The sequence below is a fragment of the Sphingobium sp. FG11 genome (genome assembly GCF_057809915.1).
The window spans coordinates 112,621-135,281 of the sequence record NZ_JBMDKW010000007.1; the positions used below are offsets into that span (position 1 = coordinate 112,621).

A 22,661-nucleotide genomic window follows, 5' to 3' on the forward strand; every position below is an offset into this window, starting at 1 on the left:
ATGCGCAAAGATCAGGGGGCAGTTTCGTTGGCGGCAGACGCATCCGTTTCGGGGTCGCAGGATGATATCGCCGCGCTCGCGAAGGGCGGGCGGACCAACATCTTCGGTTTCCTGCTGCGTCTGGCGGCGCGCCTGCCCTTCCTGTTCATAGCGGGACGGGTCTATGGCGCGGATGCGCTCGGGCGCTTCGCCTATGCCGTGCTGGTGGTGGAGTTCGCCGCGCAACTCGCGACGCTGGGTCTGAAACGCGGCCTGGCTGGCGCGCTGGCGCAGACGCAGCGGCCCCATGCCCATGTCGTGACTGACGCGATGGTGCTGACGATGGGCGCGTCGCTGCTGGCGGCGGGTGCGCTGGTCGCGTTTCCGCAGGCGATGTTCCCCAATAGCGGCATCAACGGCCTCGACAGGCTGCTCGCGCTGATCGTCATCGCCGTCGCCGGCTCCGACGTGGCGCTCGCTGCCTGCGCCTATCGCTTCGATATCGGCGCGACGGTGCGGGCGCGCTCGATCATCGAGCCGTGGGCGATCAGCATCGGCGCATTCGGATTTGCTTTCTATTCGACGCGCGACGGGCTGATCCTCTCCTATGTCGTGTCGATGGTCGCCGCCTTTGTTGCGTCGATCATTCCGATGACGCGCCATTATGGCATACCCGATGGATGGCGGCCCGATCCGGGGCGGCTGTGGCGCATGGCGCGGCGCAATCTGCCGCTTGCGGCCGCCGACGGCGTGGAATGGGGTTCGCGGCGGCTCGACATGGCGATCCTTGGCCTGTTCGTCAGCCCGGCAGTGATCGGCATCTATTATGTCGCACAGCAGGTCGCGTCGTTGCCGCAAAAGCTCAAGACCAGCTTCGATCCGATCCTTGGCCCGGTGATTACGCGGAACCTGTCGGAAGGCAATCTGGCGGCGATCGCGCGGCAGGTCAGTCAGGTCGGTTTCTGGATCATCGCCGCGCAGGCTGGCATCGCGCTGGCGCTGGGCATTCCGGGCGAAGCCGTGATGGGACTGGTCGGGCCGCATTTCGTCAGCGGCACGGGCGCGCTCGCCTTCCTGCTGCTGGCCGAAGTGGTCGCCGCGACCGCCGTGGTCAGCGAATCGGCGCTGGTCTATATTGCGCGCCACCGCAATCTGGTGATTTCGCTGATGATGATCGCCTGCCAGGCGGGCCTGAGTTTTGCGCTCATTCTGGCGGCACGGCGGCTGGGGCTGCGCGACATGGTGGTCGCCGCCGCCCCGGCGCTGGCGCTGTGCATCGCGCTGGCCATGGGTGCGCTGGTGAAGGCGCGCCTGCTGTCCCGCCTGCTCGACGCGCGGGTCAATGCCTGGCGCTGGCCCCTGCTGAGCGCGGCAGGGGTGGGCTGCATCGTCGGAGCGGGGTTCGTCGCGCTGCCGCCGCATATGGAATGGGCTGAACTGGTCCTAGGCGTGCCTGCAATTCTGGCCGCTTACGGACTCGTCATCTGGCGCTGGGGCTTCGGGTCGGACGACCGCGCGCTGTTCCGCAAGGAAAAGCGCGCGGCCTGAGCAGGTTCAGGCGAAGAGGCGCGTCGCGATCAGTTTGAGGTCCGCCTCGGGTCGCGCGCCATAGTGCGAAATCACTTCCGCCGCCGCCGCCGCGCCGAGCTTCAGGCAGTCCTCCACCGATCGTCCGTCGAGATGGGCGGCGAGGAAACCGCTGGCGAACAGGTCGCCCGCGCCGGTCGTATCGACGATGGTGTCGACGGGAGCGGCGGGCGCTTCGTAACGCACACCCGCCACGACCGCGACCGCGCCCTTTTCGCTGCGGGTCGACACCAGCACGGGCACGCGCACGCCGATCGAGGCCACCGCCGTTTCGAAATCGTCGATTTCGGCCAGCGACTGGATTTCGCCCTCATTGGAAAAGAGGATGTCGATCAGGCCCTGATCGATCAGGTCGATGAAGTCGGCGCGATGCCGGTCGATCACGAAATTGTCGGACAGGGTGAAGGCGACCTTGCGGCCGGCGGCGCGGGCGGCGTCGATCGCGGCGCGCATTGCCGCACGGGGCTGCTCGGGGTCCCACAAATAGCCTTCGAGATAGAGGATCGCCGCCGACTGGATCAGCCCGACGTCCAGCGCGGCGGCGGGCAGATACTGCGATGCACCAAGAAACGTGTTCATCGTCCGCTGCGCATCGGGCGTCACCAGGATCAGGCAGCGCGCGGTCGGCGCGTCGCCGGTCAGCGCCGGGGTGTCGAAGCGGATGCCGAGCGCGCGGATGTCATGCGCGAACACACCCCCAAGCTGATCGTCGCGCACCTGGCCGATGAAGCCGCATTTCTTGCCGAGTGCGGCCAGTCCGGCCAGCGTGTTCGCCGCCGAACCGCCGCTGCTTTCGATCGCCGCGCCCATATCGGCATACAGGCTTTCCGCCATGTCGGCGTCGATAAGCTGCATCCCCCCCTTGGTCAGCGCATGTTCCGCCAGAAAGCCGTCGTCACTTTTGGCGATGACATCGACGATGGCGTTACCGACGGCGACGACGTCGAGCGAGGGGGCGGAAGCGGTCACGCATTTTCCTTCACGAAAGGGGAGTAATATGGCGGCGTGTCTATCGGCCATGCGCAGCGCGCGCAACGGCAGTGATTGACGCGACCCGGCGGAGCGGGATAGCGAAAGCGATGGTCATCGCCGCCGCCCTGCGCGCCTTTCCCTTCCTGTTTCACAAGGCGGCGCTGCGGTTGCTGCTTAAGACGCTGGTGCTGACGCTGCTGCTATTTAGTGCGCTGGCCATCGGCTTGTGGGCTGCGCTGCACGGGGTTCGCCTGTGGGTTGGCTGGAGTTGGGGCGGGGGGCTGGCGGAGGCGACGGCCACGGCGCTCGTGGCGTTGGCGCTCGGCTGGCTACTATTTCGGGCAGCGGCGATGGCGGTCATGGGCCTGTTCGCCGACGACATCATCGTCGCCGTGGAGGCGCAAAGCTATCCGCAGGCGGCAGCGGCGGCGCGCTCTGTCGGCGTGAGTCGCGGCCTGCGCTTCGCGCTCCGCTCGATCGGGCGCACGCTCGGCTGGAACCTGCTGGCGCTCCCCGCCTATATCGCGCTGATCGTGACGGGTATCGGGACGATCGCGCTGTTCCTCGCGATCAACGCCTATCTTCTGGGTCGCGATCTGGCCGATATGGTGGAGCCGCGCCATCCTGACTTGCCGCGGATCGCGCCGCTCGGCCGGTGGCTGATGGGCCTCGTTTCGGCGCTTTTGTTCCTCACGCCCATCCTCAACCTGCTTGCGCCTATCTGGAGCGCGGCTATGGCCGTGCATATGCTGCACGGCGTCAGAAGGAAGCCCGCTTGATCTCCGTCCGCCCGCTGTCCGTCACATTGCTGGCCTTGTCGCTGGCCGCTTGCGGGGGCGCGGTGCCGCGCGTCCAGACCGGCGTAGGCACGGTCCCGGCCGGTCCGCCCGCCAGCGCTTTTTCCCGGCAGGGTCCGCTGATGGGCGAGGATGCAAGGCGGCTGACGCAGATGTTCGGCACGCCCCGGCTCGACATCAGGGAAAGCACGGGACGCAAGCTGCAATTCGCCAACGGGCGCTGCGTGCTGGACGCCTATCTGTACGCCCCGGCGCGCGGCAAGGAGCCGGTGGTGACCCATGTCGATGCCCGCTCCCCGCTGGGCGTCGATGTCGATCCGGCCGCCTGCGCGACGGCATTGCAGCGACGTTAGAGTTTGTCGGAAATGCGCCTTTGGCGCATCCGCGCATTTCCAAAAAACTCTTAAACGGTCAGCCGCGCGATGGCCCATGCCGCCGCCTCCGCCACGACCGGGTCGGGATCGGCGACAAGCGGCGTCAGGCGGGCGAGCAGGCGCGAATCTCCGCTGTTGCCCGCCGCGATGGCGGCGTTGCGGACCATGCGGTTACGGCCGATACGCTTGATCGGCGAGCCGGAGAAAATCTCGCGAAACCCGGCATCGTCCAGCGCCAGCAGGTCGCCGATGGCGGGCGCGGCCAGTTCGGCGCGGCCGATGAAGGCGCGATTGGCCGCGCCCCGATGCGCGAACTTGTTCCACGGGCACACCGCGAGGCAATCGTCGCAACCATAGATCCGATTGCCCAGCCCTTCGCGAAATTCCTCCGGGATCGGTCCCTTATGCTCGATCGTGAGGTAGGAGATGCAGCGCCGCGCATCGACGACATAGGGGGCGGGGAACGCGTCGGTGGGACAGGCGGTCTGGCAGGCGGTGCAACTGCCGCAATGGTCGATTTCCGCTGCGTCGGGCGCGAGCGCGATTTCGGTATAGATCGCGCCCAAAAACAGCCAGCTGCCATGGACCCGGCTGACCAGATTGCTGTGCTTGCCCTGCCAGCCGAGACCGGCGGCGGCGGCGAGCGGCTTTTCCATCACCGGCGCCGTATCGACGAACACCTTGAGTGCGCCCGGCTGTTGTTCGACCAGCCAGCGGGCGAGCGCCTTCAGCCCCTTCTTGACGACATCATGATAATCCTTGCCCTGAGCATAGACAGATATGCGCGCGCGGTCCGCCACGTCCGCCAGAGCCAGCGGATCGCGCCCCGGCGCATAGCTCATGCCCAGCATGATGACGCTGCGCACATCCGGCCACAGGCCCTGCGGCGACGCCCGCTGGTCCGCGCGCTCCTCCATCCACAGCATGTCGCCATGATGGCCGGCGTCGAGCCATTGCCGCAGCCGCATGCCCGCCTGCGGAGCGGCGTCGGCGGGCGCGATGGCGCAGGCGGCGAAGCCCAGCCGCGCGGCCTGCGCTTTGAGGCGCTGCTCCAAGGTTTCGAGTTGCGTTGCCATGCTCACCGACTATCAGGGGCGGATGATCGGCGACACCCCGACCCCTGCTCCCCCTCAAAGCTCCGCCTATGCCGTCGAAGCCCATGGCCTTGTCAAGCGTTTCGGGGATTTCCGGGCGGTCGACGGCATCGACATCGCGGTGCCGGCGGGTGCCATCTATGGCGTGCTCGGTCCCAATGGCGCGGGCAAGACGACGCTGTTGCGCACCCTGCTCGGCATCATCGATCCTGACGAGGGGCGGCGGACTTTGCTTGGTGATCCCTCGCCGCTGCGCATGGCGAAGCAGGTCGGTTATCTTCCCGAGGAGCGCGGTCTCTATCCTTCGATGAAGGCTTATGAAGCGATCGCCTTCATGGGTGCATTGCGCGGCCTGCCGCTCGGGACCGGGCGGGAGCGGGCGCGCGCGATGCTGGAAAATCATGGCATGGGCGCGGCCGCCGACAAGCCGATCCGCGCCTTGTCGAAGGGGATGGCGCAGACGATTCAGCTGTTCGGGACGATCGTTCACAAACCGCGCCTGATCGTGCTGGACGAGCCTTTTTCCGGTCTCGACGCGATCAACCAGGGCAAGCTGGAGGCGCTGATCCGGGAGCAGGCGGAGGCGGGCGTCACCATCCTGTTTTCCACCCATGTCATCGCCCATGCCGAGCGGCTGTGCGAGCGGATCGCCATCGTCGCGGGCGGCCGCATCCGGTTCGAGGGATCGGTCGACGCCGCGCGGGGTCGGCTGCGCCCGCAGGTCGTGCTGCGCACGCGGATGAGCGACGGGCCGTGGCGGCAGGCGCTTCCGGCGGACACGCTGGCGCGGGACGGTGCGTGGCATTTCGCGCTGCCGGACGAAGGGATGGAGCCGCTGCTGCGTGCGCTGCTCGACGGGCAGGCCGGGATAGAAAGCCTGTCGATCGAGCGGCCGGGCCTGCACGACGCCTTCGTGGCGATCGCCGGGGAAGCGGCGGCGCGGCAGATGGATGCGGATCAGGCGCGGGAGGAGATCGCATGACCGACATCCTGCGCGCCGCCTTCGTCATCGCCCGGCGGGATTTTACGGCGGTCATTTTTTCCAAGACGTTCATCCTGTTCCTGCTGGGGCCGCTGTTTCCGCTGTTCATCGGCATGGCCTTTGGCGGGCTGGGGCAGAAGATCGGCCGCGACCGGCTTCAGCCCGCCGTGGCGGTGACATGGGAGGCGGCGCAGGCCGACAGGCTGTTCTGGGCGCGCCAGCGGATCGCCAGTCGCATCGGCCCCGGTCATTTGCCCGAACTGCGCCGGATGCCCGCCGGCAGCGATCCCAACGTCCTGCTCGGCCGCGAGGATGCGGGCATCATCGCCGTACTGTCCGGTTCGCTCGATGGTCCGGTGCTGACGGGGAAGGCGGAGGATATCCGCGCCATGGAAAGCGACCTTAGCCTGATGGCGGGACTTGCCAAAGTCGGCGATTATCTGCCGCATGTGACGATCGCCAAGCGGATCGTCGCCGACAATGCCAGCGCGCAGGGGCAGGGGCGGCTTTCGACCGGGCGCGCGGCGCAGGTCGCGATCTTCATCCTCACCATGTTGCTGGCAGGTATGGTGCTGTCCAATCTGGTCGAGGAAAAGACCAACAAGATCATCGAAATCCTCGCCGCCGCGGTGCCGGTGGATGCGATATTCCTGGGCAAGCTGCTCGCGATGCTGGGGATGAGTTTCATCGGCATCGCCTTTTGGGGTTCTGGCCTCGCCGGGGCTTTGTTCCTGATCGCGGGACCCGATATCTCCCTGCCGACGCCGGCCGTGGGCTGGCCGCTGTTCCTGCTGCTGGGCGTCATCTATTTCGCCATGGCTTACACGCTGCTCGGATCGCTGTTTCTGGGCATTGGCGCGCAGGCCGCGACGGTGCGGGAAGTGCAGACGCTCAACATGCCGGTGACGATGGGGCAGATGGCGATCTTCTTCTTCGCCACCTATGCGGTCGATCATATGGGATCGCCGCCCGAGATCGCCGCCTGCATCTTCCCGTTCAGCTCGCCCTTCGCCATGATCGCGCGGGCGGCGCAGAGCGAGGCGCTGTGGCCGCACCTGGTCGCGATCCTGTGGCAGGCGCTGTGGGTGGGGTTCATCATCCGTCTCGGGGTGCACCTCTTCCGCCGCCATGTGATGAATTCGGGCCGGGGCGAGAAACGCGGCCTGTTCAGGCGGCGGACAGGCTGAAGCGCGCACCATGCGGCGCATGAACCGCCGATTTTTCCTGAGCGGAGCCGCAGCTGGCGTCAGCGCTCTTGCCCTGGCCCGCTTCGGCATGGGGCGAGCGGAGGCCGCTTACCCCGTGACGTTGAGCGATGCGGAATGGAAGCGCAAGCTCAGCCCGCTCGCCTATAATGTGCTGCGCCATCAGGCGACCGAGCGGCCTTTCACCAGCCCGCTCAATGACGAGCATCGCGCCGGCACCTTCCGTTGCGCGGGATGCGATCAGAATGTGTTCAGTTCGCGGACCAAGTTCGACAGCGGCACGGGCTGGCCAAGCTTCTGGGAACCGCTGCGCAAGGCGGTCGGGGCCAGCCGGGACTTCGATCTTGGCTATGTCCGCACCGAAATCCACTGCACGCGCTGCGGCGGGCATTTGGGCCATGTGTTCGACGATGGCCCAAGGCCGACCGGCAAGCGCTATTGCATGAACGGTGTGGCGCTGTCCTTCCGCCCGGCCTGACGGACGATCCGGTAAATATGCAGCGGCCCGGCTCTCGATAGCGGCTGGAGCCAGGAGGGCGTCGCGCCTCTTGCCAGATCTGACGCCAGACCGTGGCGGCTCGCCTTGCCATATAACGCGATTTCGCCAAGGCCCGAGCAGGTGACGACATAGTCGGCGCCCCTGCCGCCGCCTACCCCGGCGATGATGGAGCGGGCTTGATCGGGCCGATCGGTAAAGCCCTCGATCACCGCGGTGATGCCGGTCGCGTTGCGGTGATGCGCAGTACCGACGACGCTATGGCTGGTATGCACCAAAATGTCCGGCCCCATGTCCAACGGAGCAAACAGCGTCGCGGGTGGCAACGCACGCAACGGAGCGAGCGTTGCGGCGCCCCGGCAATTCGTACCCACCTGTCTGGCAGGCTCGGACGGGGATGCCAGCACGATCCATGCCGCGCTGAGACCTACCGGGGTCAGTGCTACGAGCGCGACCGATCCCGGCACGCGAAGGAAGGCCGACCGCGCGCCCTGAACGCGCGGGATCAACCGTTGCAGCAGCCAGCCGATGCCGGGCAGCGCAAACAGATGCGCGACGGTCATGGCCCGCATCAGGATGCAGGCGACGGCGAGCGCGCCCAACAACAGGATCGCCAGCATCAGCCAGTCGAGCCGCTTGCGCCGGTCGGTCTGGTTTTTCGCCGCGAGAAGAGCGCCCGCCAGCCCCAGCAATGTGGGCAGCAGGATCACGCCCGCGAGCGAGCGGCCCTGTTCCCAGATCGGCCGCCCCTCCATGACCTGAAGATACCAGAGCTTATAGGCGGTGGGTCCCAGCGCCTTGAACGGATCGCCTGACAGGCAGGGGCCGCCGATCGCGAGGAACAGCAGGAGCGCGCAGCCAGCGCCGATCGCGGGCGGCAACAGGCGGCGCGTCCGGGTGGCCGAACCAGCCAGACGCGCCACGATCGGCGTTGTCAGCGCCAGCAGGGCGAGCGGCCAGACATAGGGCGCGGACAGGGCGTCGCATTTCGTATCGAACAGCGCGTGCCAGCCGCGCAGGGCGATCAGCAGGCCGAGCGCGGAACCGCCCAGGGTCGCCGCATAAGCGGTGAAGCGGGGCGCGTCGTCGCGCAGGACCCACTGGCGCAGGGCGAATGCGCCGCCGAAGAGCGCGGCATAGGGCAGGCCTTCGCTCGAAATCTGGAGCCAGATCGCGATTCCCAGCCCTGCGATTGCGCCCCCGCGCGCGGGTCTGGCGTCGAACGCTCCCGCGAGCGCGACCGCCGCCATCCAGATTTGCCAGCCATGATGGTCGATCCGCAACGGCGTGAACTGAACGAGGATGGAGGGCGTGGTGAGCAGCAGGGCGGTGGCGAGAAACGCGCTGGCCCGTCCGTCGAGCCGGGCCGTCGCCCGGTAAAGCGCAACCGCCAGCCCGCTGAGCAGCAGCAGGGGCACGATGGCGCAGGCGAAGATGTCGCTCCACCATCCACCTAAGAGCGGGCGCGTGAGCAGGATCAGCGCGGCGATCGGCATGTCGACGATGCGCGACCAGTGCATGGGACCACCGACGGGCGGATTGACCCGGTGCTGGGTGACATCGAAAAAGTTCTGGCCGCCGATCCAGTCGCGCACCTGTTGCAGGCGCATCGCGTCATCGGGATCGCGGAAGGCGAGCGCGGCAAAATCCCGGTGGAACAGCCACAGCATGACAGCGCAGCAGGCGGCCCAGGCGACGAGCGCCCACCAACCCCAGCCCGGCGCCAGACGGCGCGCGCGATCAGGCGCGGGCGAATACGCCATATTTCCGCGCGGCGTAGACGGTGAAGAAGCTGATCGGCACGGACAGGAGTTTCGCGACCGCCGGTGCGACGCCAGCCGCACTCAGGCTGCCGACGATCGCCATGGTGATGCCAAGGCCGAGCAAGGCCGTGGCGACGAAGCCCAGAAGCTGGCCCTGCGTCGAGCCGTGCCCGGTGTCGAAAACGAAGCGCACGCTGATGATCCAGTGGACGATCAGGCCCGCGCAATAGCCGCCGAGCGCCGCCATCATCGGCGACGCGCCGCCATGTGACAGGCCCAGAAAGACGATCATGTCGGTGGCGAGCGCGCTGACGCTCGCCAGCAGATAGCGGGCGAGCATGAAGCGCGCCGCGAGGGCGCTCACCAGCGCGGCGAGTATGCGGACGCTGTTGTGCATGGCGTCATGCCGCCCGCAGGCGCGAGGGCACGGGGCGGACGCTGGAAAGCGCGGCGCGATCATCCGCCGCATCCTGCCCCTCGTCGCCCGATTCATGATATTCGGCATCCTCGTTCACCGACCAGACGTCATGGATGCGCGCGCCGGCGACGATGTTGCGCACGGTCAGCATCGCGGTCATCATCGCATGATCCTGATTATTATAGCGGTGCATGCCGTTGCGGCCGACCAGATGCAGCGTCGGGTAACGCGCCTCCAGATCGGTGCGCATCGCCAGCACATGCGCGGCGTAATCGTCGTCATAGACCGGATAGGCCTTTTCCTGCCGCACGACCGCGCCGCCGACGACATCGTCGGGATTGCAAAGGCCGAGCGTCTCCATTTCACGCGTCGCCAGCGCGATCAGATCGGCGTCCTCCGCCGACCACAGACCGTCGCCTTCGAAACAGAAATATTCAAGGCCCACGCAGGCGAGCGAAGGATCGGGCACCATTTCGGGCGACCAGCTACGGAAGTTTTGGATGCGGCCGACTTGCACCTTGGAATCATGGATATAGATCCAGTTGTCTGGAAAAATATCCTCGCCCTTCACCATCAGCGCGACGGTCAGGAAATCGCGATATTTGAGTTCCATAGCTTCGCCCAGACTATCGGGCAGCGGGTGGATGCGCCCGGCCAGCTCGCGCATCGGTGCGGAACTGATGATATGGGTAGCATTCACGACGATGTCGCCGTCCGGTCCCTGCGCGGTCATGCGCCAGCGCCCGGTCGCCTGATCCTGCGACAATATTTTGAGGCTGTGGTCCATCAGCACGGCATTGCCGCCAGCGACCACGAAGTCGCGCGCCGCCTCCCACATCATGCCCGGTCCCAGCCGCGGATAGCGGAAGGTTTCAAGCAGGGTCTTGGTTTCCATGCCGTCATTGGGTTTTTTGTTGAGGCCCAGGCTCCGCTTGAGACCATCTGTCACCGCGCTCCAAAGGGACAGGCCCTTGATTCGCTGCGCCGCCCAGTCCGCCGACATCTCGTCGCACGGCATGCCCCAGACCTTTTCGGTGTAGGTCTTGAAAAAGATCGAGAACAGCTTGTGGCCAAAGGCGTTGACGGTCCAGTCCTGAAACGAGCGGATCTTGCGGTTGGGGAAAAGTTTCGCCTTGGCGAAGCTCGCCATGCACAGGGTCGATCGCCACAGGCCCAAATTCCATAGCGCCTCGAACGCGCGGAGGGGATAGCTGTAGAATTTGCCCTCATAATAGATGCGGCTCATGCGCGGGCGCTGGATGAAATCATCCGGCAATATCTCGTTCCACAGGTCCACCACCTGTTTGGATTTCGAGAAGAAGCGATGGCCGCCAATGTCGAAGCGGAAGCCATCCAGTTCCACCGTACGGCTGATCCCGCCGACATAGACCGGGTCTTTTTCGATCACGGTGACGCTATAGCCCTGCTTCGTCAGCAGATAGGCGGCGGTAAGCCCGGCCGGCCCTGCCCCGATGATGGCGACGTCCACTGGTCGGTCGGCACGCGGCATGCAGAAATTCCCCCGGATGGTCCTTTGGTCCATTCGTCGGGAGTGAAGGAAATCCTCTAAGGAGTGGTTAACGTCGGGTAAGGATAGAAGTGGCAACAAAAAGGGCCGCTCCGGTTACGGAACGGCCCTTTTGCTGATGGATATATTGAGGATCAGCCCGCGCGCTGCACGCGGCTGTCGAGTTCGCTGCGTCCGCCCTGCTGCGCACCGTTGAAACAGGTGCGATAATCGTTGCTGACCGGAATGATCGACCCATTAACATATCCGCAAACCTGTTTTGCGGCGCGGGTGATACGCGAGTCGGCCATGCGATAACCGTGTGCGCTGGCCAGGTTGAGGTCCGCCACAGTCACGGCGACGCTGCGGGTGATGGCGCCGGTGCGGCCATCGACGATCACGTCTGAACTCATTCCGGTCGCCGAAGCCAAACCGGGCGCCACGAGGCACATCGTGACGGCAAGCGCCGCCAAGGTCTTTCTTGTCATCCTGCTTCTCCTGTCGAACATGCTTATTATTCTGCCCACCGCCTGCATGGGCGATGAGTCCGCTTCCAAATAGGCGCAGCCGGCCCCTATTAAAAGCGTTTACAGGAAAGAATCGACGGAAAACGGCCACTCTCTTCCGAGTGGCCTGCCTCAATGCATGAGCAGCTCTTAGTGGCGGAAGTGGCGCATGCCGGTAAAGACCATGGCGAGGCCCGCCTCATCCGCTGCCGCGATTACCTCTTCGTCACGGATCGAGCCGCCCGGCTGGATCACCGCCGTCGCGCCCGCCTCGACCGCCGCGAGCAGGCCGTCGGCGAAGGGGAAGAAGGCGTCCGATGCGACCGCCGAACCGATCGTGCGCGGCTGTGACCAGCCAGCCTTTTCCGCCGCGTCCTTCGCCTTCCACGCGGCGATCCGCGCGGATTCGAGACGGTTCATCTGGCCGGCGCCGACGCCCGCCGTGCTGCCGCCTTTGGCATAGACGATCGCGTTCGACTTCACATGCTTGGCGACGGTCCAGGCGAACAGGCAGTCGGCCAGTTCCTGCTCTGTCGGCGCGCGCTTCGTGACGACCTTGAGACCCTCGCGATCGACCTTGCCATTGTCCCGGCTCTGCACCAGCAAACCACCGGCGATGCTCTTGATCTGGAGACCGGCGCGCGCGGGATCGGGCAATTCGCCGGTCAGCAGCAGGCGCAGATTCTTCTTCTTCGCAAAGATCGCGCGGGCCGCATCGTCGGCACCGGGCGCGGCGACGACTTCGGTAAAGATGCCGCTGATCGCTTCGGCGGTGGGACCGTCGAGGGGCCGGTTCACGGCGATGATGCCGCCGAACGCCGACACGCTGTCGCACGCCAGCGCCGCTTCATAGGCTTCGATCAGCGTCGCTCCGGTCGCGACGCCGCAGGGATTGGCGTGTTTGACGATGACGACGGTCGGCGGGCCATCGCGAAATTCGCTGACCAGTTCCAGCGCCGCGTCGGCATCGTTATAATTATTGTAGGAAAGCTCCTTGCCCTGCACCTGCCGCGCCTGCGCGATGCCATTGGCAGCCGGACCGACCGGCAGATAGAGTGCGGCCGACTGGTGTGGATTTTCGCCATAGCGCAGCGTGGTGGCGAGCGTACCGGCGAGCGCCATCGTTTCCGGGAATGGCGTGCCCTGATCGACATGGGCGAACCAGTTGGCGATCATCGAATCATAAGCTGCGGTGGCGGCATAGGCCTTGGCGGCGAGCAGCCGGCGGAAATCATAGCTGGTCGCGCCGCCCTTGTCGGCCATTTCCGCGATCAGGCGGGCATAGTCTGTGGGATCGGTGACGATCGCGACGCTTTCGTGATTCTTTGCCGCCGAACGCACCATGGACGGCCCGCCGATGTCGATATTCTCGATGATCTCCTCGCGCTCCGCGCCTTTCGCCACGGTCGCGGCGAACGGGTAGAGGTTGACGACCACCAGATCAATCGCACCGATCTCATGCTCGGTCATCGACGCGATGTGCTCGGGATTATTGCGCACTGCGAGCAGGCCACCATGCACCTTGGGATGCAGCGTCTTGACGCGCCCGTCCATCATTTCGGGAAAGCCGGTCAGGTCGGAAATGTCGCTGACGGTCAGCCCGGCCTCGCGCAGCGCTTTCGCGGTGCCGCCGGTCGATACCAGTTCGACGCCATGCTCGCCCAATGCCTTGCCCAGTTCGACAAGCCCGGTCTTGTCGGACACGGACAGAAGGGCGCGCTTGATGGTGACGTCGGTCATGGAGGACTCCGGCATGGGATCGTTTGGCGCAGCCTGTAGAGCGCGATGGCCGAAATATAAAGGCCCCTGAGGGCGGACGGCTTCAACCCACCCGCTTGAGCAGCCATCCGATGCTGGAGCCGCCGGGCAGCGCTTCTGCCGTCACCACCAGTTGCCGGGTGGGGGCGGGGCGGCCTTCGCCATCGACCCACAGGCTTTCCTCAATGGTGAGCACGCCAGCGCCGGTACGGAACTGCCACAGCGCGCCAAGATCGATGCGCAGCAGCGCGCCCTGATTGTCCGCCGTCAGCGTCGGTTCGACGCCGGGCGCAAGATGGAAGCGCAGCAGCACCGGCAGTTTTGCGGGTTTGCGACGGCGGACTGCGGGGGTCAGCATGTCCTCGCCCCGGATTTCCTTGCCGTCGCCGCTCATCAATAGCAGGCGGCGATGGACATAGCCCATGCGCTTGACATAGCCGTCATGGCTCAGGTCGATGCGGCTGCCATGTTCCAGCTCCTGCCGGTTCAGCTCCACTTCGGTCACGCCGCGTCCCAATGTGCCATCGGGCAGCAGCGCGGTGGAATTGCAATCGTCCAGGATCAATGTGCTGTGCGCCGCCGTGGTGCGCAGGCCCTGCGCCAACGCATGGGGAATCCACGCGCCAGCAAGTCCCGCACCACCGCAATTGACAATCAGCCGGTGCGATCCGTCGCTGACTTCGATCGCGCCGGTCGAGGCACAGCTTGCCTCCGCCAACCGCGCAACCGGCGGCGGAGCGGCATCGATCTGGAGCACGGTGCTGCCCGCCGCGATCCGCTGATAGCCCCAGTCGCGTGCCTGCCGCAGCGGCCGTGTGCGCACCCGGCTGGCGCGCAGCACGGCCTGCACCTGACCCGCATCGATCGCGCCTGCGCCCTGCCAGCAGCCAAGTCCGCCATCGCCATGGGTCAGCCCGAGCAGCGCGGGTACGGCGCGGCCAAGCCCTTCATGCAGAAAGGCCGGGACCTGTTCGCGCCGCGCGTCATAGACCGCCGTCACCATGGCGAGCAGCATGACCCCTTCGAGCTGCGCCAGCGGCGATCGCGAAATGATGCCGCCGTCGCCGTGGAAGGTGCTGTCGATCGCGCGACGCAGGCCCGCTTCGCCGAACAGCTTGCGCGCTGCGCCGCCGGGGATCAGCATCGACGCGGCGACGACGCCGCCCCAGGCGACGAGGCGCGGCAGGCCGACCGGCGCCTTGTCCGCGCTCTGGTCGAGATGCCGGGCGGTGCGCGCGATGCAGGTCAGGACGAGCGATCGATAGACGAGGTCACTCGACGAGAGGATCAGCGGCGCGTGCGCGGTCCAGAAGAACAGCCGCCATCCGGCATTGTCGGCGCGCCATGCCGGTTCGCTGGGCGTGCTGGCGTGGCTGTCGAGCCATTTGCGCAGGATCGCCTCGGCGATCGGGGCAGCCTGTTCCCGCGTCGCCACACTGGCAAGGTCGCGCAGCCAGCGGAAACTGTGGATATAGTCGGCAAAGGCGGGGGGCAGATCCAGTCGGGCGAAATCCAGCGAATCGATCGGCTGTTTCGTGCCCCGGAACAGGAAATAGCCCGCTCGGATCGCGTTGCCGGCGCGGGTATCGCCGGGGATTTCGTCATCGGGCACCGCGAGCAGCTTGAGCGGATATTTGCCCTTGAGCCGCCTGCTGTGGATCGGCGTTTTCCAGCTTAGCAGATAGAAACGATTGGCGATCCGCTCGGCCAGCGACAGGCCCTTGTCATCCGCGAGGCGGATGAGCCGTTTGCCCTGTTCGATTCCGTCATCCACTGGCTGCGCATCGGCGTCGCCCGGACCGGAATGGGGAGGGGTGCGCCGTGGGTCGTTCACCCGCCTCGCAGCGCCCTGATATTATCGGCATAAGCGGCTGGACCGCCACGGAAGGTCGCGGTGCCGGCGACCAGCACGTCCGCGCCCGCCGCTATCGCCTTGGGCGCGGTGATCACGTCGATGCCGCCGTCGACCTGAAGCCGGATGTCGCGCCCGCTCTTATCGATCATCTTGCGACATGCCTCGATCTTGCGCAGCTGGCTATCGATGAAGCTCTGACCGCCGAAACCGGGATTGACGCTCATGACCAGGATCAGGTCGATATCGTCGATCAGATAATCGAGCATTTTGGCCGGGGTGCCGGGATTGAGCACGACCCCCGCCTTGACCCCCAGCGATTTGATATGCTGGACCGTGCGGTGGATATGCGGACCGGCTTCGGGATGCACGGTCAGAATATCGGCCCCCGCCTGCGCGAACGCATCGAGAAACGCATCGACCGGCGAGATCATCAGATGCACATCGAGCGGCTTTTGCGTGTGCGGCCGCAGCGCTTTGACGACAGCGGGGCCGATCGTGATGTTGGGCACGAAATGGCCGTCCATCACATCGACATGAACCCAGTCACAACCTGCTTCGTCGATCGCGCGCACCTCCTCGCCCAGTCGGGCGAAGTCGGCGGAGAGGATGGATGGGGAGATCAGTATATCGCGTTTCATCAACCGTTCGCCTTAATGATGCGAATCCGCGAGGGCAACGGATGATTTTCGCTTTACAGCATCACGAAGATCGTTGGGTCGAGCCGGCGCGAAGCCGGTGCCCCGACTGGCAGCAATTGCTTGACCCCATGCAGGCCGACCACCCTGTCCCCGTGCAGTATCGGCGCGGCGATCAGGCGCACGGCGCATTGGCCCCCATCGACGGGATGAATGTCGATATCGAGCGTGAAGCCACGCCGATGTTTTATGGCATAGGCGCGCAGCCGTTCCATCGCCTCGCGCGAATCCACGGAATAGCGCGAAACGGAGAGGGGGCGCGGCACCGGCGTACCGCGCTCGAAGCCGAATATATCATAGACCCCGGCGGTCCAGCTCAGCCGGTCGTCGGCCAGATCGCAATGCCACAGCCCAAGCCCGCGTTCGGCCAGCGCGACATCGTTGCGGGCCAGCGACGGGTTGAGCATCACCGGCGACAGATGCTCGTGCAAAAGATCTAGCGGCCAGCTGTGATGAAGGGGAAGAGGTTCAATCGGGCGCAAGGCACTGCTTTCAAAAGAGTGTCCCGTGATAGGCTTAGCATGGTTAATCTTCGGTGTCAGGCGCGGACGAAACGCGCGATAAAGAACCCGTCCGTCCCGCCCTGACTCGCCAGCGAGTCGGGCAAGGTGCGCACCATTCCTTCCACGGGGAATATGCCTTGCGGCAGTTCATTTCCCGTTGCGGGGAATGGGGAGAAATTCGGATTTTCGGCGAGAAACTGCGCCGCCTGATCCTCGCCTTCCGCGCGTTCCAGTGAACAGGTGGCGTAGACGAGCGTGCCGCCGGGTTTCACCCACTGCGCCGCCCGTGCGAGCAGGCTGGCCTGCAATTCGGCCAGTTCCGCGATCTGGCGCGGGCCGATCCGATGCAGCACGTCGGGATGGCGGCGATAAATGCCGGTGGCGCTGCATGGCGCGTCCAGCAGGACCGCATCGGAGGGTGCATCGGGCGTCCATTCACGGAGGTCCGCCTGCACGATGTCGGCGGCAAGGGTCGTGCGCTTCAGATTGTCGTGCAGCTTTTCGAGTCGCTTTTTCGACTGATCGACCGCCGTGACGCGCCAGCCGGCGGCGGCGAGTTGCATCGTCTTGCCCCCCGGCGCGGCGCACAGGTCGAGCACATCACGGCCTTCACCCGCGCCCAGCAGGCGGGCGGGGCAGGACGCGGCGAGATCCTGCACCCACCAGGCGCCCTCGGCAAAGCCCGGCAATTGGGGCACGTTGGGCATATCGGCCAGGCGGACATGGCCGGGCGCGAAACTGTCGCCGCCCAGACGCTCGGCCCACAGCGCCGTTTCGGTGTGGTCGCGCAGGCTGAGGTCGATCGGGGGACGGGCCGCATAGGCGTGCGCTGCGGCGAGCGGCATCGCGTCCCCCCAGAGCGCGCCCCAACGCTCGGCGACCTCGACCGGCAGTGTCGGCGGGTCGGGCAGTACCGGCTCTCCGCGCGTTACCGTCCCGAACACGCCATGGACCAGCTTGCGGGGGCCACCATCCACGAGCGGCAGCGCGGTCGCGATCGCGGCATGGGGCGCTGTGCCCATCACCAGCACCTGCACCAGTGCGATGCGCAGCACCATCCGCGCCTTGGCATCTGGCGGGAGGATTTGTGGCGTCGCCGCGTCTATCAGCGCATCGATATCGGGCAGGTGTCGCAATGTCTCGGCGGCGATGGCGTGAACCATCGCACGGTCGGCGCGGTCGGCAAGGCCCTGCGTCGCTGCATGCAGCGCCAGTTCGAGCGGCTCGCCCCGCCGCAGCACGGCATCGAGCAGGCGGAGCGCGGCGCGGCGCGCGGCCAGGCCGGGCGTGGTATCGGCGGAACGGCGGGGGCGTCTGGGATGAGGCATGGCGCGCCCCTACGCGCTTTATGCCGCCGGGTCATCACTCAAGGCCCCGGCGGAGGAAGAAGCTCGTCCGTGTTTCCATCGCGCCCTTGTGCAATCGGGCTTTGCAGCCCACATGGCAGCCTGAAATATGACAGGCGGCGGCGCTCTCCGCCGCCCGCAATCGGAGGCTTTATGAGCAAATATAATGGCAAGCGTCCGGCGCATGTAACGGCCCCCGCCCATCTGTCGAAAAGCCCCCCTGTGCCAGCGCCCGATCCAATCGACGAGATGCCCGCGCTCGACGAGGAACTCAGCCCCGTCCGGTACGGCGACTGGGAGCGCAAGGGAATCGCGATCGACTTCTAAAAATCTGTTTGGAAATGCGCCTTTTGGTGCGGCTCACGAAATGCGCTCTTTCGCTCATTTCCAAACAGACCCTAAGCGCCATCGTGCGGATCGATTCGTTTCGCCGCCGATTTGGCACGCTTGCCGCCGACCCGTGCAGGTGGCGCGGGGGAGCGGTTTGCCTCCTATGGCCACGCGCCTCTTCGCTGGTGCAGGAAGCAGGGCAGGGCATGCCATATGGGGTTCGGACGTGAATTTGGCTTATAATATCAATGTGCAAGCGGCGTCGGATTACGCCCCTGAAGATGCGATCCTGTTATGTGGCGTGGGGCGGGTGATCTGCGCCTGGACGATGCTGGAACAGTCGCTGCAATCGAAAATAGCCATGATGCGCGAAGGGATGGGCGATATCCGCACCGTCGGCGCGCGGACCCGCCCGACCATGACGAAGCTGATGACCGAGTTGCGGACCATCGTCGCGATGCGGGATCGTCGCAATGCGAGCGTGCTGATGGAGATCGCCGCCATCGAGCGCGATATGCAGCGGATCGACCGTTTTCGTTCGCTGATCGTTTCCGGTTTTCAGCAACCCGAGCCGGGCGGGTTCGCCTGTCGCGACCAGCGGAACAATCGCCTGCATATTTCGCTTGAGCAACTGGACGCGGAGATTGCGGCGCTGGAACGGGTGGGCGAGCGTTTGCTGGCGATCTGACATACTGTTCGCTTGACCTTTCGGGCGGGCGCGGCAATCCATCGTCCGTCGCGACCAGCAAGAACGGAGCATCATGTCGATCAAGCCCATTCGCAAAGCCGTCTTCCCTGTGGCCGGCCTCGGCACGCGATTCCTTCCCGCGACCAAATCCGTGCCCAAGGAATTGCTGCCCGTCGTGGACCGGCCGTTGATTCAATATGCGGTGGATGAAGCGCGCGAAGCGGGGATCGAGCAGATGATCTTCGTTACCGGGCGCGGAAAGGGTGCGATCGAGGATTATTTCGACATCGCCTATGAAAGCGAGGCGACCCAGCGTGAACGAGGCAAGGACTTGTCCTCGCTGGACGGCACTCGGCTCGCGCCGGGGAATGCAGTATTTTTGCGGCAGCAGGAGCCACTGGGGCTGGGCCATGCGATTTGGTGCGCGCGCGATATCGTGGGCGACGAACCCTTCGCCATCCTTCTGCCGGACGAATTCATGAAGGGCGCGCCCGGCCGGGGTTGCATGAAACAAATGGTGGAAGCTTATGGGCAAGTCGGCGGCAACCTCGTCTGCGCACTCGAAATTCCCGAGGACCAGACGCCAAACTATGGTGTGATCGATCCGGGCGCGCGGGACGGCGTGCTGACGGAGGTGAAAGGCCTCGTTGAAAAGCCGCCGCTTGGCACCGCGCCGTCGAACCTGATCCTGCCCGGCCGCTACATTCTCCAGCCAGAAGTCATGCGGATATTGGAAACGCAGGAGAAGGGCGCGGGCGGCGAAATCCAGCTAACCGATGCAATGGCGTCGATGATCGGCAGCCAGCCGTTCCACGGCGTCACCTTTGACGGTCGCCGTTTCGATTGCGGGTCGAAAGCCGGTTATATCGAGGCGAATTTCGTGCTGGCGCTGGAGCGCGAAGAACTGGGCGCGCATATCCGGGCCTTCGCCACGGCCGAACTGGCCAACTGATCGCGGGGGTATCCCAAGGGCCGATTCGGCCCTTGGGAAATCAGGCGATCAGAACGGCACTTCATCGTCCAGATCATTGTCAAAATTCGGGCTGCCGGCAGAGCCGCCACGGCCACCGGATGATTTGCCGCCGCCGCTGGAGCCGCCGCCAAAATTGTCATAGTCGCCGCCGCCAAAGCCGGACGAACCGCCGCTCCAGTCGCTGACGCCCTGTTGCGAGCGGCCGCCGCCACCGCCGCCATAGCCGCCGCCCTGACCACCGCCGCCCGGCGCGCCGTCCAGCATGGTCAATACAGCGCCCGGACCCGAAAGCGCGACCTCGGTCGTATAGCGATCATTGCCCGACTGGTCCTGCCATTTGCGGGTGCGCAATTGGCCCTCGATATAGACCTTGCTGCCCTTGCGCAGGAAACGCTCGGCCACGCCGACCAGTCCTTCGGAATTGATGACGACACTATGCCATTCGGTGCGCTCTTTGCGCTCGCCGCTGTTGCGGTCTTTCCAGCTTTCGGATGTGGCGATGCGCAGATTGCACAGCTTGCCGCCATTCTGGAAGCTTTTCACCTCCGGGTCGGCGCCCAGATTGCCGACGAGAATGACCTTGTTGACCGAGCCTGCCATGATTCCTCCGAAGCGTTAGCCGGTCCTTATAGACCGAGGGCGGCAGTCGTCTAGCCCAGACCCAGCGCCACCGCCGACCAATACACCAGCCCCGCCGCGACATAGGCGAGCGCGAACAGATAGAAGAGCATGAACAGCGGCCATTTCCAGCCATTGGTCTCCCGCCGCGTGACTGCGATAGTGGAGATGCACTGCGGCGCGAACACAAACCAAGCCAGGAAAGCGAGCGCCGTCGCGAGGCTCCAGCGGCCCGCGAGCCGATCGCCCAGCGAGCGATTGAGCGCTGCCTCATCGTCTCCCGCGTCGATCGCGTAGACCGTCGCGATCGCGGACACCGCGACTTCGCGCGCGGCCATGGTCGGCAACAGCGCCAGTGAAATGTCGCGATTGAAGCCGATGGGGGCGACCAGCACGTTGATGCCCTCCGCGATCCGTCCGGCAATGCTATATTCGCTCTGTTTCACACCTTGCGGCGCATGGGGGAAGCTTGCCAGCATCCACAGCACGACATTGGTCGCGAGGATGATCGTGCCGGCGCGCTTGAGGAAGATCACCGCGCGCTGCCACAGGCCGATCAAAATGTCTTGCGGCCGGGGCCATTGATATTTGGGCATTTCCATCAGGAAGCCGCCGCTCGTCCCCTTGGCGACCGTCAGCCGCAGCGCCCAGGCGGCGAGCATCGCCCCGACGATGCCCGCGACATAAAGCAGGAACAGCACCAGCCCCTGAAGCCCCACGCCGCCCGCGACCGCCCGGTTGGGAATGAAGGCGGCGATGATGAGACCATAGACCGGCAGCCGCGCCGAACAGGTCATCAGCGGCGCGATCAATATGGTCGTCAGCCGGTCCTTGGGATCGCTGATCGTGCGCGTCGCCATGATGCCGGGCACGGCGCAGGCGAAGGAGGAGAGGAGCGGGATGAAGGCGCGCCCGGACAGGCCGACCCGCGCCATGATCCCGTCCATCAGAAATGCAGCGCGCGCCATGTAGCCGGTGGCTTCGAGCATCAGGATGAAGAAGAAGAGGATGAGGATCTGCGGCAGGAACACGATCACCGCCCCGACCCCGCCGACCACGCCTTGCAACAGAAAATCATGCAGCAGTCCTGGCGGCAGCAGTGCCGTCACCGCCGCGCCAAGGCCCGTGACCCAGCCTTGCAGCATGTCGGCGGGAAAGGCGGCCCAAGAAAAGACCGCCTGGAACATGACGAACAGGAGGCCGAGCAGCAGAGCCAGACCCAGCACCGGGTGAAGCGCGATCCGGTCGACCGCAGCGGTCAGGCGGCGGGACGGGGTTTCGCGTACGATCGCGGCGCGGGCGATTCGCCGGGCGTCGCTACGCACCGTTTCGAAATCCAGCTCAGTGGTGGCTAGCGGCTCGGCGTTGGCTCTGCCGGACAGCAAGTCGCCCAGTTCCGTTCGCAACTGATCCAGCCCCCGCTTGCGCACGGCCACGGTCGAAATAACCGGCACGCCCAGTTCGCGCGCGAGGATCGCCGGGTCCAGCTCCAGCCCGTCGCGGGCGGCCAGATCGACCATGTTGAGCGCCACCAGCGTCGGCAGGCCGAGCGCGATCAGCTCCAGCGCGAACCGCAGATGATTGTCGAGATTGGAGGCGTCGACCACGATCACCAGCGCGTCGGGCAGCCGTTCGCCCGCCTGCCGGCCCAGCACGAAGTCGCGTGTCACCTGTTCGTCGGGGCTGGCGGGCGACAGGCTGTAGGTGCCGGGCAAATCGACCAGTTCGACCGGCCGCCCGTCCGCCAGAGCCAGCCGGCCCGCCTTGCGCTCCACCGTGACGCCGGGATAATTGCCCAGCTTCTGCCGCGCGCCGGTCAGCGCGTTGAACAGCGCGCTCTTGCCGGCATTGGGATTGCCGACCAGCGCAACCAGCGGCAGCGCGCTCATGCCCCGTCAGCCACCGCGCCATCGATCACCCCGCCGGTGCGCACCGTCACTGCGGCGGCGTGGGCACGGCGCATGGCGATGGTCATGCGGCCGACCTTGCAGGCGATCGGTCCTTTGCCGAACAGGCCGCCATGATGCAGCGCCTCAACGCTCACGCCTTCGCACAGGCCGAATTCGCGCAATCGCTGGCCTTCGCCCAGAGACAAAGCGTCCCAGTCGATCAGGTCCACATAGGCAGGCTGGCGCAGCGGCAGTTCGGTCAGGCGCAAGGGGAAGGCACTCGTTTGATTCTGCGAGTGAGTATCAATACCGGGAAGATTAGGCCA

General features: G+C 65.6%; 23 protein-coding genes. 9 read left to right on the top strand and 14 right to left on the bottom strand.

All coding sequences use genetic code 11. The annotated features are described in order from the left end of the window. Entirely contained in the window at positions 1 to 1,527 is a 1,527-nt protein-coding gene (locus tag ACODSN_RS08305; RefSeq protein WP_489054559.1) for a lipopolysaccharide biosynthesis protein, read from the top strand. Between the two features lie 6 nt (positions 1,528 to 1,533). On the opposite strand, the gene ACODSN_RS08310 is transcribed toward ACODSN_RS08305, so the two are convergent. Then, positions 1,534 to 2,535, bottom strand: coding sequence for an adenosine kinase (locus ACODSN_RS08310; protein WP_489054560.1), 1,002 nt, complete (start codon positions 2,533 to 2,535; stop codon positions 1,534 to 1,536). A gap of 110 nt (positions 2,536 to 2,645) precedes the next feature. Between ACODSN_RS08310 and ACODSN_RS08315 the strand changes: the two genes are divergently transcribed. Both ACODSN_RS08315 and ACODSN_RS08320 read left to right on the top strand, forming a co-directional pair. Then, on the top strand, positions 2,646 to 3,317 hold the full coding sequence (locus ACODSN_RS08315; RefSeq protein ID WP_489054665.1) for an EI24 domain-containing protein: 672 nt from the start codon (positions 2,646 to 2,648) through the stop codon (positions 3,315 to 3,317). Next, positions 3,314 to 3,688: a hypothetical protein gene (locus ACODSN_RS08320; protein ID WP_489054561.1), complete on the top strand. Its 375-nt coding sequence runs from the start codon at positions 3,314 to 3,316 to the stop codon at positions 3,686 to 3,688. The genes ACODSN_RS08315 and ACODSN_RS08320 overlap by 4 nt, the downstream gene beginning before the upstream one ends. 50 nt (positions 3,689 to 3,738) lie before the next feature. Here ACODSN_RS08320 and queG read toward each other — a convergent pair whose 3' ends face one another. After that, positions 3,739 to 4,785: a tRNA epoxyqueuosine(34) reductase QueG gene (queG, locus tag ACODSN_RS08325; RefSeq protein WP_489054563.1), complete on the bottom strand. Its 1,047-nt coding sequence runs from the start codon at positions 4,783 to 4,785 to the stop codon at positions 3,739 to 3,741. 22 nt (positions 4,786 to 4,807) lie between these two features. Here queG and ACODSN_RS08330 point away from each other — a divergent pair, with 22 nt between their 5' ends. From ACODSN_RS08330 to msrB, 3 genes are read left to right on the top strand one after another with little or no spacing between them, the layout of a single operon-like run. Next, positions 4,808 to 5,785, top strand: coding sequence for an ABC transporter ATP-binding protein (locus tag ACODSN_RS08330; RefSeq protein ID WP_489054666.1), 978 nt, complete (start codon positions 4,808 to 4,810; stop codon positions 5,783 to 5,785). Beyond that, complete coding sequence (locus ACODSN_RS08335; protein WP_489054565.1) at positions 5,782 to 6,972, top strand: ABC transporter permease; 1,191 nt, start codon at positions 5,782 to 5,784, stop codon at positions 6,970 to 6,972. The genes ACODSN_RS08330 and ACODSN_RS08335 overlap by 4 nt, the downstream gene beginning before the upstream one ends. A 19-nt stretch (positions 6,973 to 6,991) precedes the next feature. Continuing rightward, complete coding sequence (gene msrB / locus ACODSN_RS08340) at positions 6,992 to 7,468, top strand: peptide-methionine (R)-S-oxide reductase MsrB (RefSeq protein ID WP_489054566.1); 477 nt, start codon at positions 6,992 to 6,994, stop codon at positions 7,466 to 7,468. Here the strand turns inward: msrB and ACODSN_RS08345 are convergent. The 9 genes from ACODSN_RS08345 to ACODSN_RS08385 form a co-directional block, all read right to left on the bottom strand. Continuing rightward, a complete protein-coding gene (locus tag ACODSN_RS08345; protein ID WP_489054567.1) occupies positions 7,426 to 9,249 on the bottom strand; it encodes a hypothetical protein in 1,824 nt (607 codons plus the stop codon). The genes msrB and ACODSN_RS08345 overlap by 43 nt on opposite strands. Continuing rightward, a complete protein-coding gene (locus ACODSN_RS08350; RefSeq protein WP_489054568.1) occupies positions 9,227 to 9,646 on the bottom strand; it encodes a GtrA family protein in 420 nt (139 codons plus the stop codon). Before ACODSN_RS08350 ends, ACODSN_RS08345 begins: the two co-directional genes overlap by 23 nt. 4 nt (positions 9,647 to 9,650) lie before the next feature. Next, on the bottom strand, positions 9,651 to 11,177 hold the full coding sequence (locus ACODSN_RS08355; RefSeq protein ID WP_489054570.1) for an NAD(P)/FAD-dependent oxidoreductase: 1,527 nt from the start codon (positions 11,175 to 11,177) through the stop codon (positions 9,651 to 9,653). A gap of 152 nt (positions 11,178 to 11,329) precedes the next feature. Continuing rightward, on the bottom strand, positions 11,330 to 11,662 hold the full coding sequence (locus ACODSN_RS08360) for a UrcA family protein (protein WP_489054571.1): 333 nt from the start codon (positions 11,660 to 11,662) through the stop codon (positions 11,330 to 11,332). Between the two features lie 168 nt (positions 11,663 to 11,830). Further along, positions 11,831 to 13,420, bottom strand: coding sequence for a bifunctional phosphoribosylaminoimidazolecarboxamide formyltransferase/IMP cyclohydrolase (purH, locus tag ACODSN_RS08365; RefSeq protein ID WP_489054572.1), 1,590 nt, complete (start codon positions 13,418 to 13,420; stop codon positions 11,831 to 11,833). 82 nt (positions 13,421 to 13,502) lie between these two features. Then, positions 13,503 to 15,272: a heparinase II/III family protein gene (locus tag ACODSN_RS08370; protein ID WP_489054573.1), complete on the bottom strand. Its 1,770-nt coding sequence runs from the start codon at positions 15,270 to 15,272 to the stop codon at positions 13,503 to 13,505. Continuing rightward, positions 15,269 to 15,931, bottom strand: a complete 663-nt coding sequence (gene rpe / locus ACODSN_RS08375) for a ribulose-phosphate 3-epimerase (protein WP_489054575.1) — start codon at positions 15,929 to 15,931, stop codon at positions 15,269 to 15,271. The genes ACODSN_RS08370 and rpe overlap by 4 nt, the downstream gene beginning before the upstream one ends. Before the next feature lie 53 nt (positions 15,932 to 15,984). Beyond that, positions 15,985 to 16,470 (bottom strand): diguanylate cyclase, encoded by a 486-nt coding sequence (locus ACODSN_RS08380; RefSeq protein ID WP_489054576.1) that lies wholly within the window; start codon positions 16,468 to 16,470, stop codon positions 15,985 to 15,987. Positions 16,471 to 16,526: 56 nt separating this feature from the next. After that, positions 16,527 to 17,819: an RsmB/NOP family class I SAM-dependent RNA methyltransferase gene (locus ACODSN_RS08385; protein WP_489054578.1), complete on the bottom strand. Its 1,293-nt coding sequence runs from the start codon at positions 17,817 to 17,819 to the stop codon at positions 16,527 to 16,529. A gap of 171 nt (positions 17,820 to 17,990) precedes the next feature. Here ACODSN_RS08385 and ACODSN_RS08390 point away from each other — a divergent pair, with 171 nt between their 5' ends. The 3 genes from ACODSN_RS08390 (at position 17,991) to ACODSN_RS08400 (ending at position 19,807) form a co-directional block, all read left to right on the top strand. Further along, positions 17,991 to 18,164, top strand: coding sequence for a DUF1674 domain-containing protein (locus ACODSN_RS08390; RefSeq protein ID WP_489054579.1), 174 nt, complete (start codon positions 17,991 to 17,993; stop codon positions 18,162 to 18,164). A 229-nt stretch (positions 18,165 to 18,393) separates the two neighbouring features. After that, positions 18,394 to 18,855 (top strand): hypothetical protein, encoded by a 462-nt coding sequence (locus tag ACODSN_RS08395; RefSeq protein WP_489054580.1) that lies wholly within the window; start codon positions 18,394 to 18,396, stop codon positions 18,853 to 18,855. A gap of 73 nt (positions 18,856 to 18,928) precedes the next feature. Beyond that, entirely contained in the window at positions 18,929 to 19,807 is an 879-nt protein-coding gene (locus tag ACODSN_RS08400; RefSeq protein WP_489054581.1) for a UTP--glucose-1-phosphate uridylyltransferase, read from the top strand. Between the two features lie 48 nt (positions 19,808 to 19,855). Here the strand turns inward: ACODSN_RS08400 and ssb are convergent, their stop codons facing one another. The 3 genes from ssb to ACODSN_RS08415 are packed head-to-tail and all read right to left on the bottom strand — an operon-like array spanning position 19,856 to position 22,604. After that, positions 19,856 to 20,428 carry a single-stranded DNA-binding protein gene (gene ssb, locus ACODSN_RS08405; protein WP_489054582.1) on the bottom strand — a complete coding sequence of 191 codons (573 nt, stop codon included), beginning with the start codon at positions 20,426 to 20,428 and terminating at the stop codon, positions 19,856 to 19,858. Positions 20,429 to 20,478: 50 nt separating this feature from the next. Further along, positions 20,479 to 22,335 carry a ferrous iron transporter B gene (gene feoB, locus ACODSN_RS08410; protein ID WP_489054583.1) on the bottom strand — a complete coding sequence of 619 codons (1,857 nt, stop codon included), beginning with the start codon at positions 22,333 to 22,335 and terminating at the stop codon, positions 20,479 to 20,481. Beyond that, positions 22,332 to 22,604, bottom strand: coding sequence for a FeoA family protein (locus tag ACODSN_RS08415; RefSeq protein ID WP_489054584.1), 273 nt, complete (start codon positions 22,602 to 22,604; stop codon positions 22,332 to 22,334). The genes feoB and ACODSN_RS08415 overlap by 4 nt, the downstream gene beginning before the upstream one ends. Positions 22,605 to 22,661: the final 57 nt, after the last annotated feature.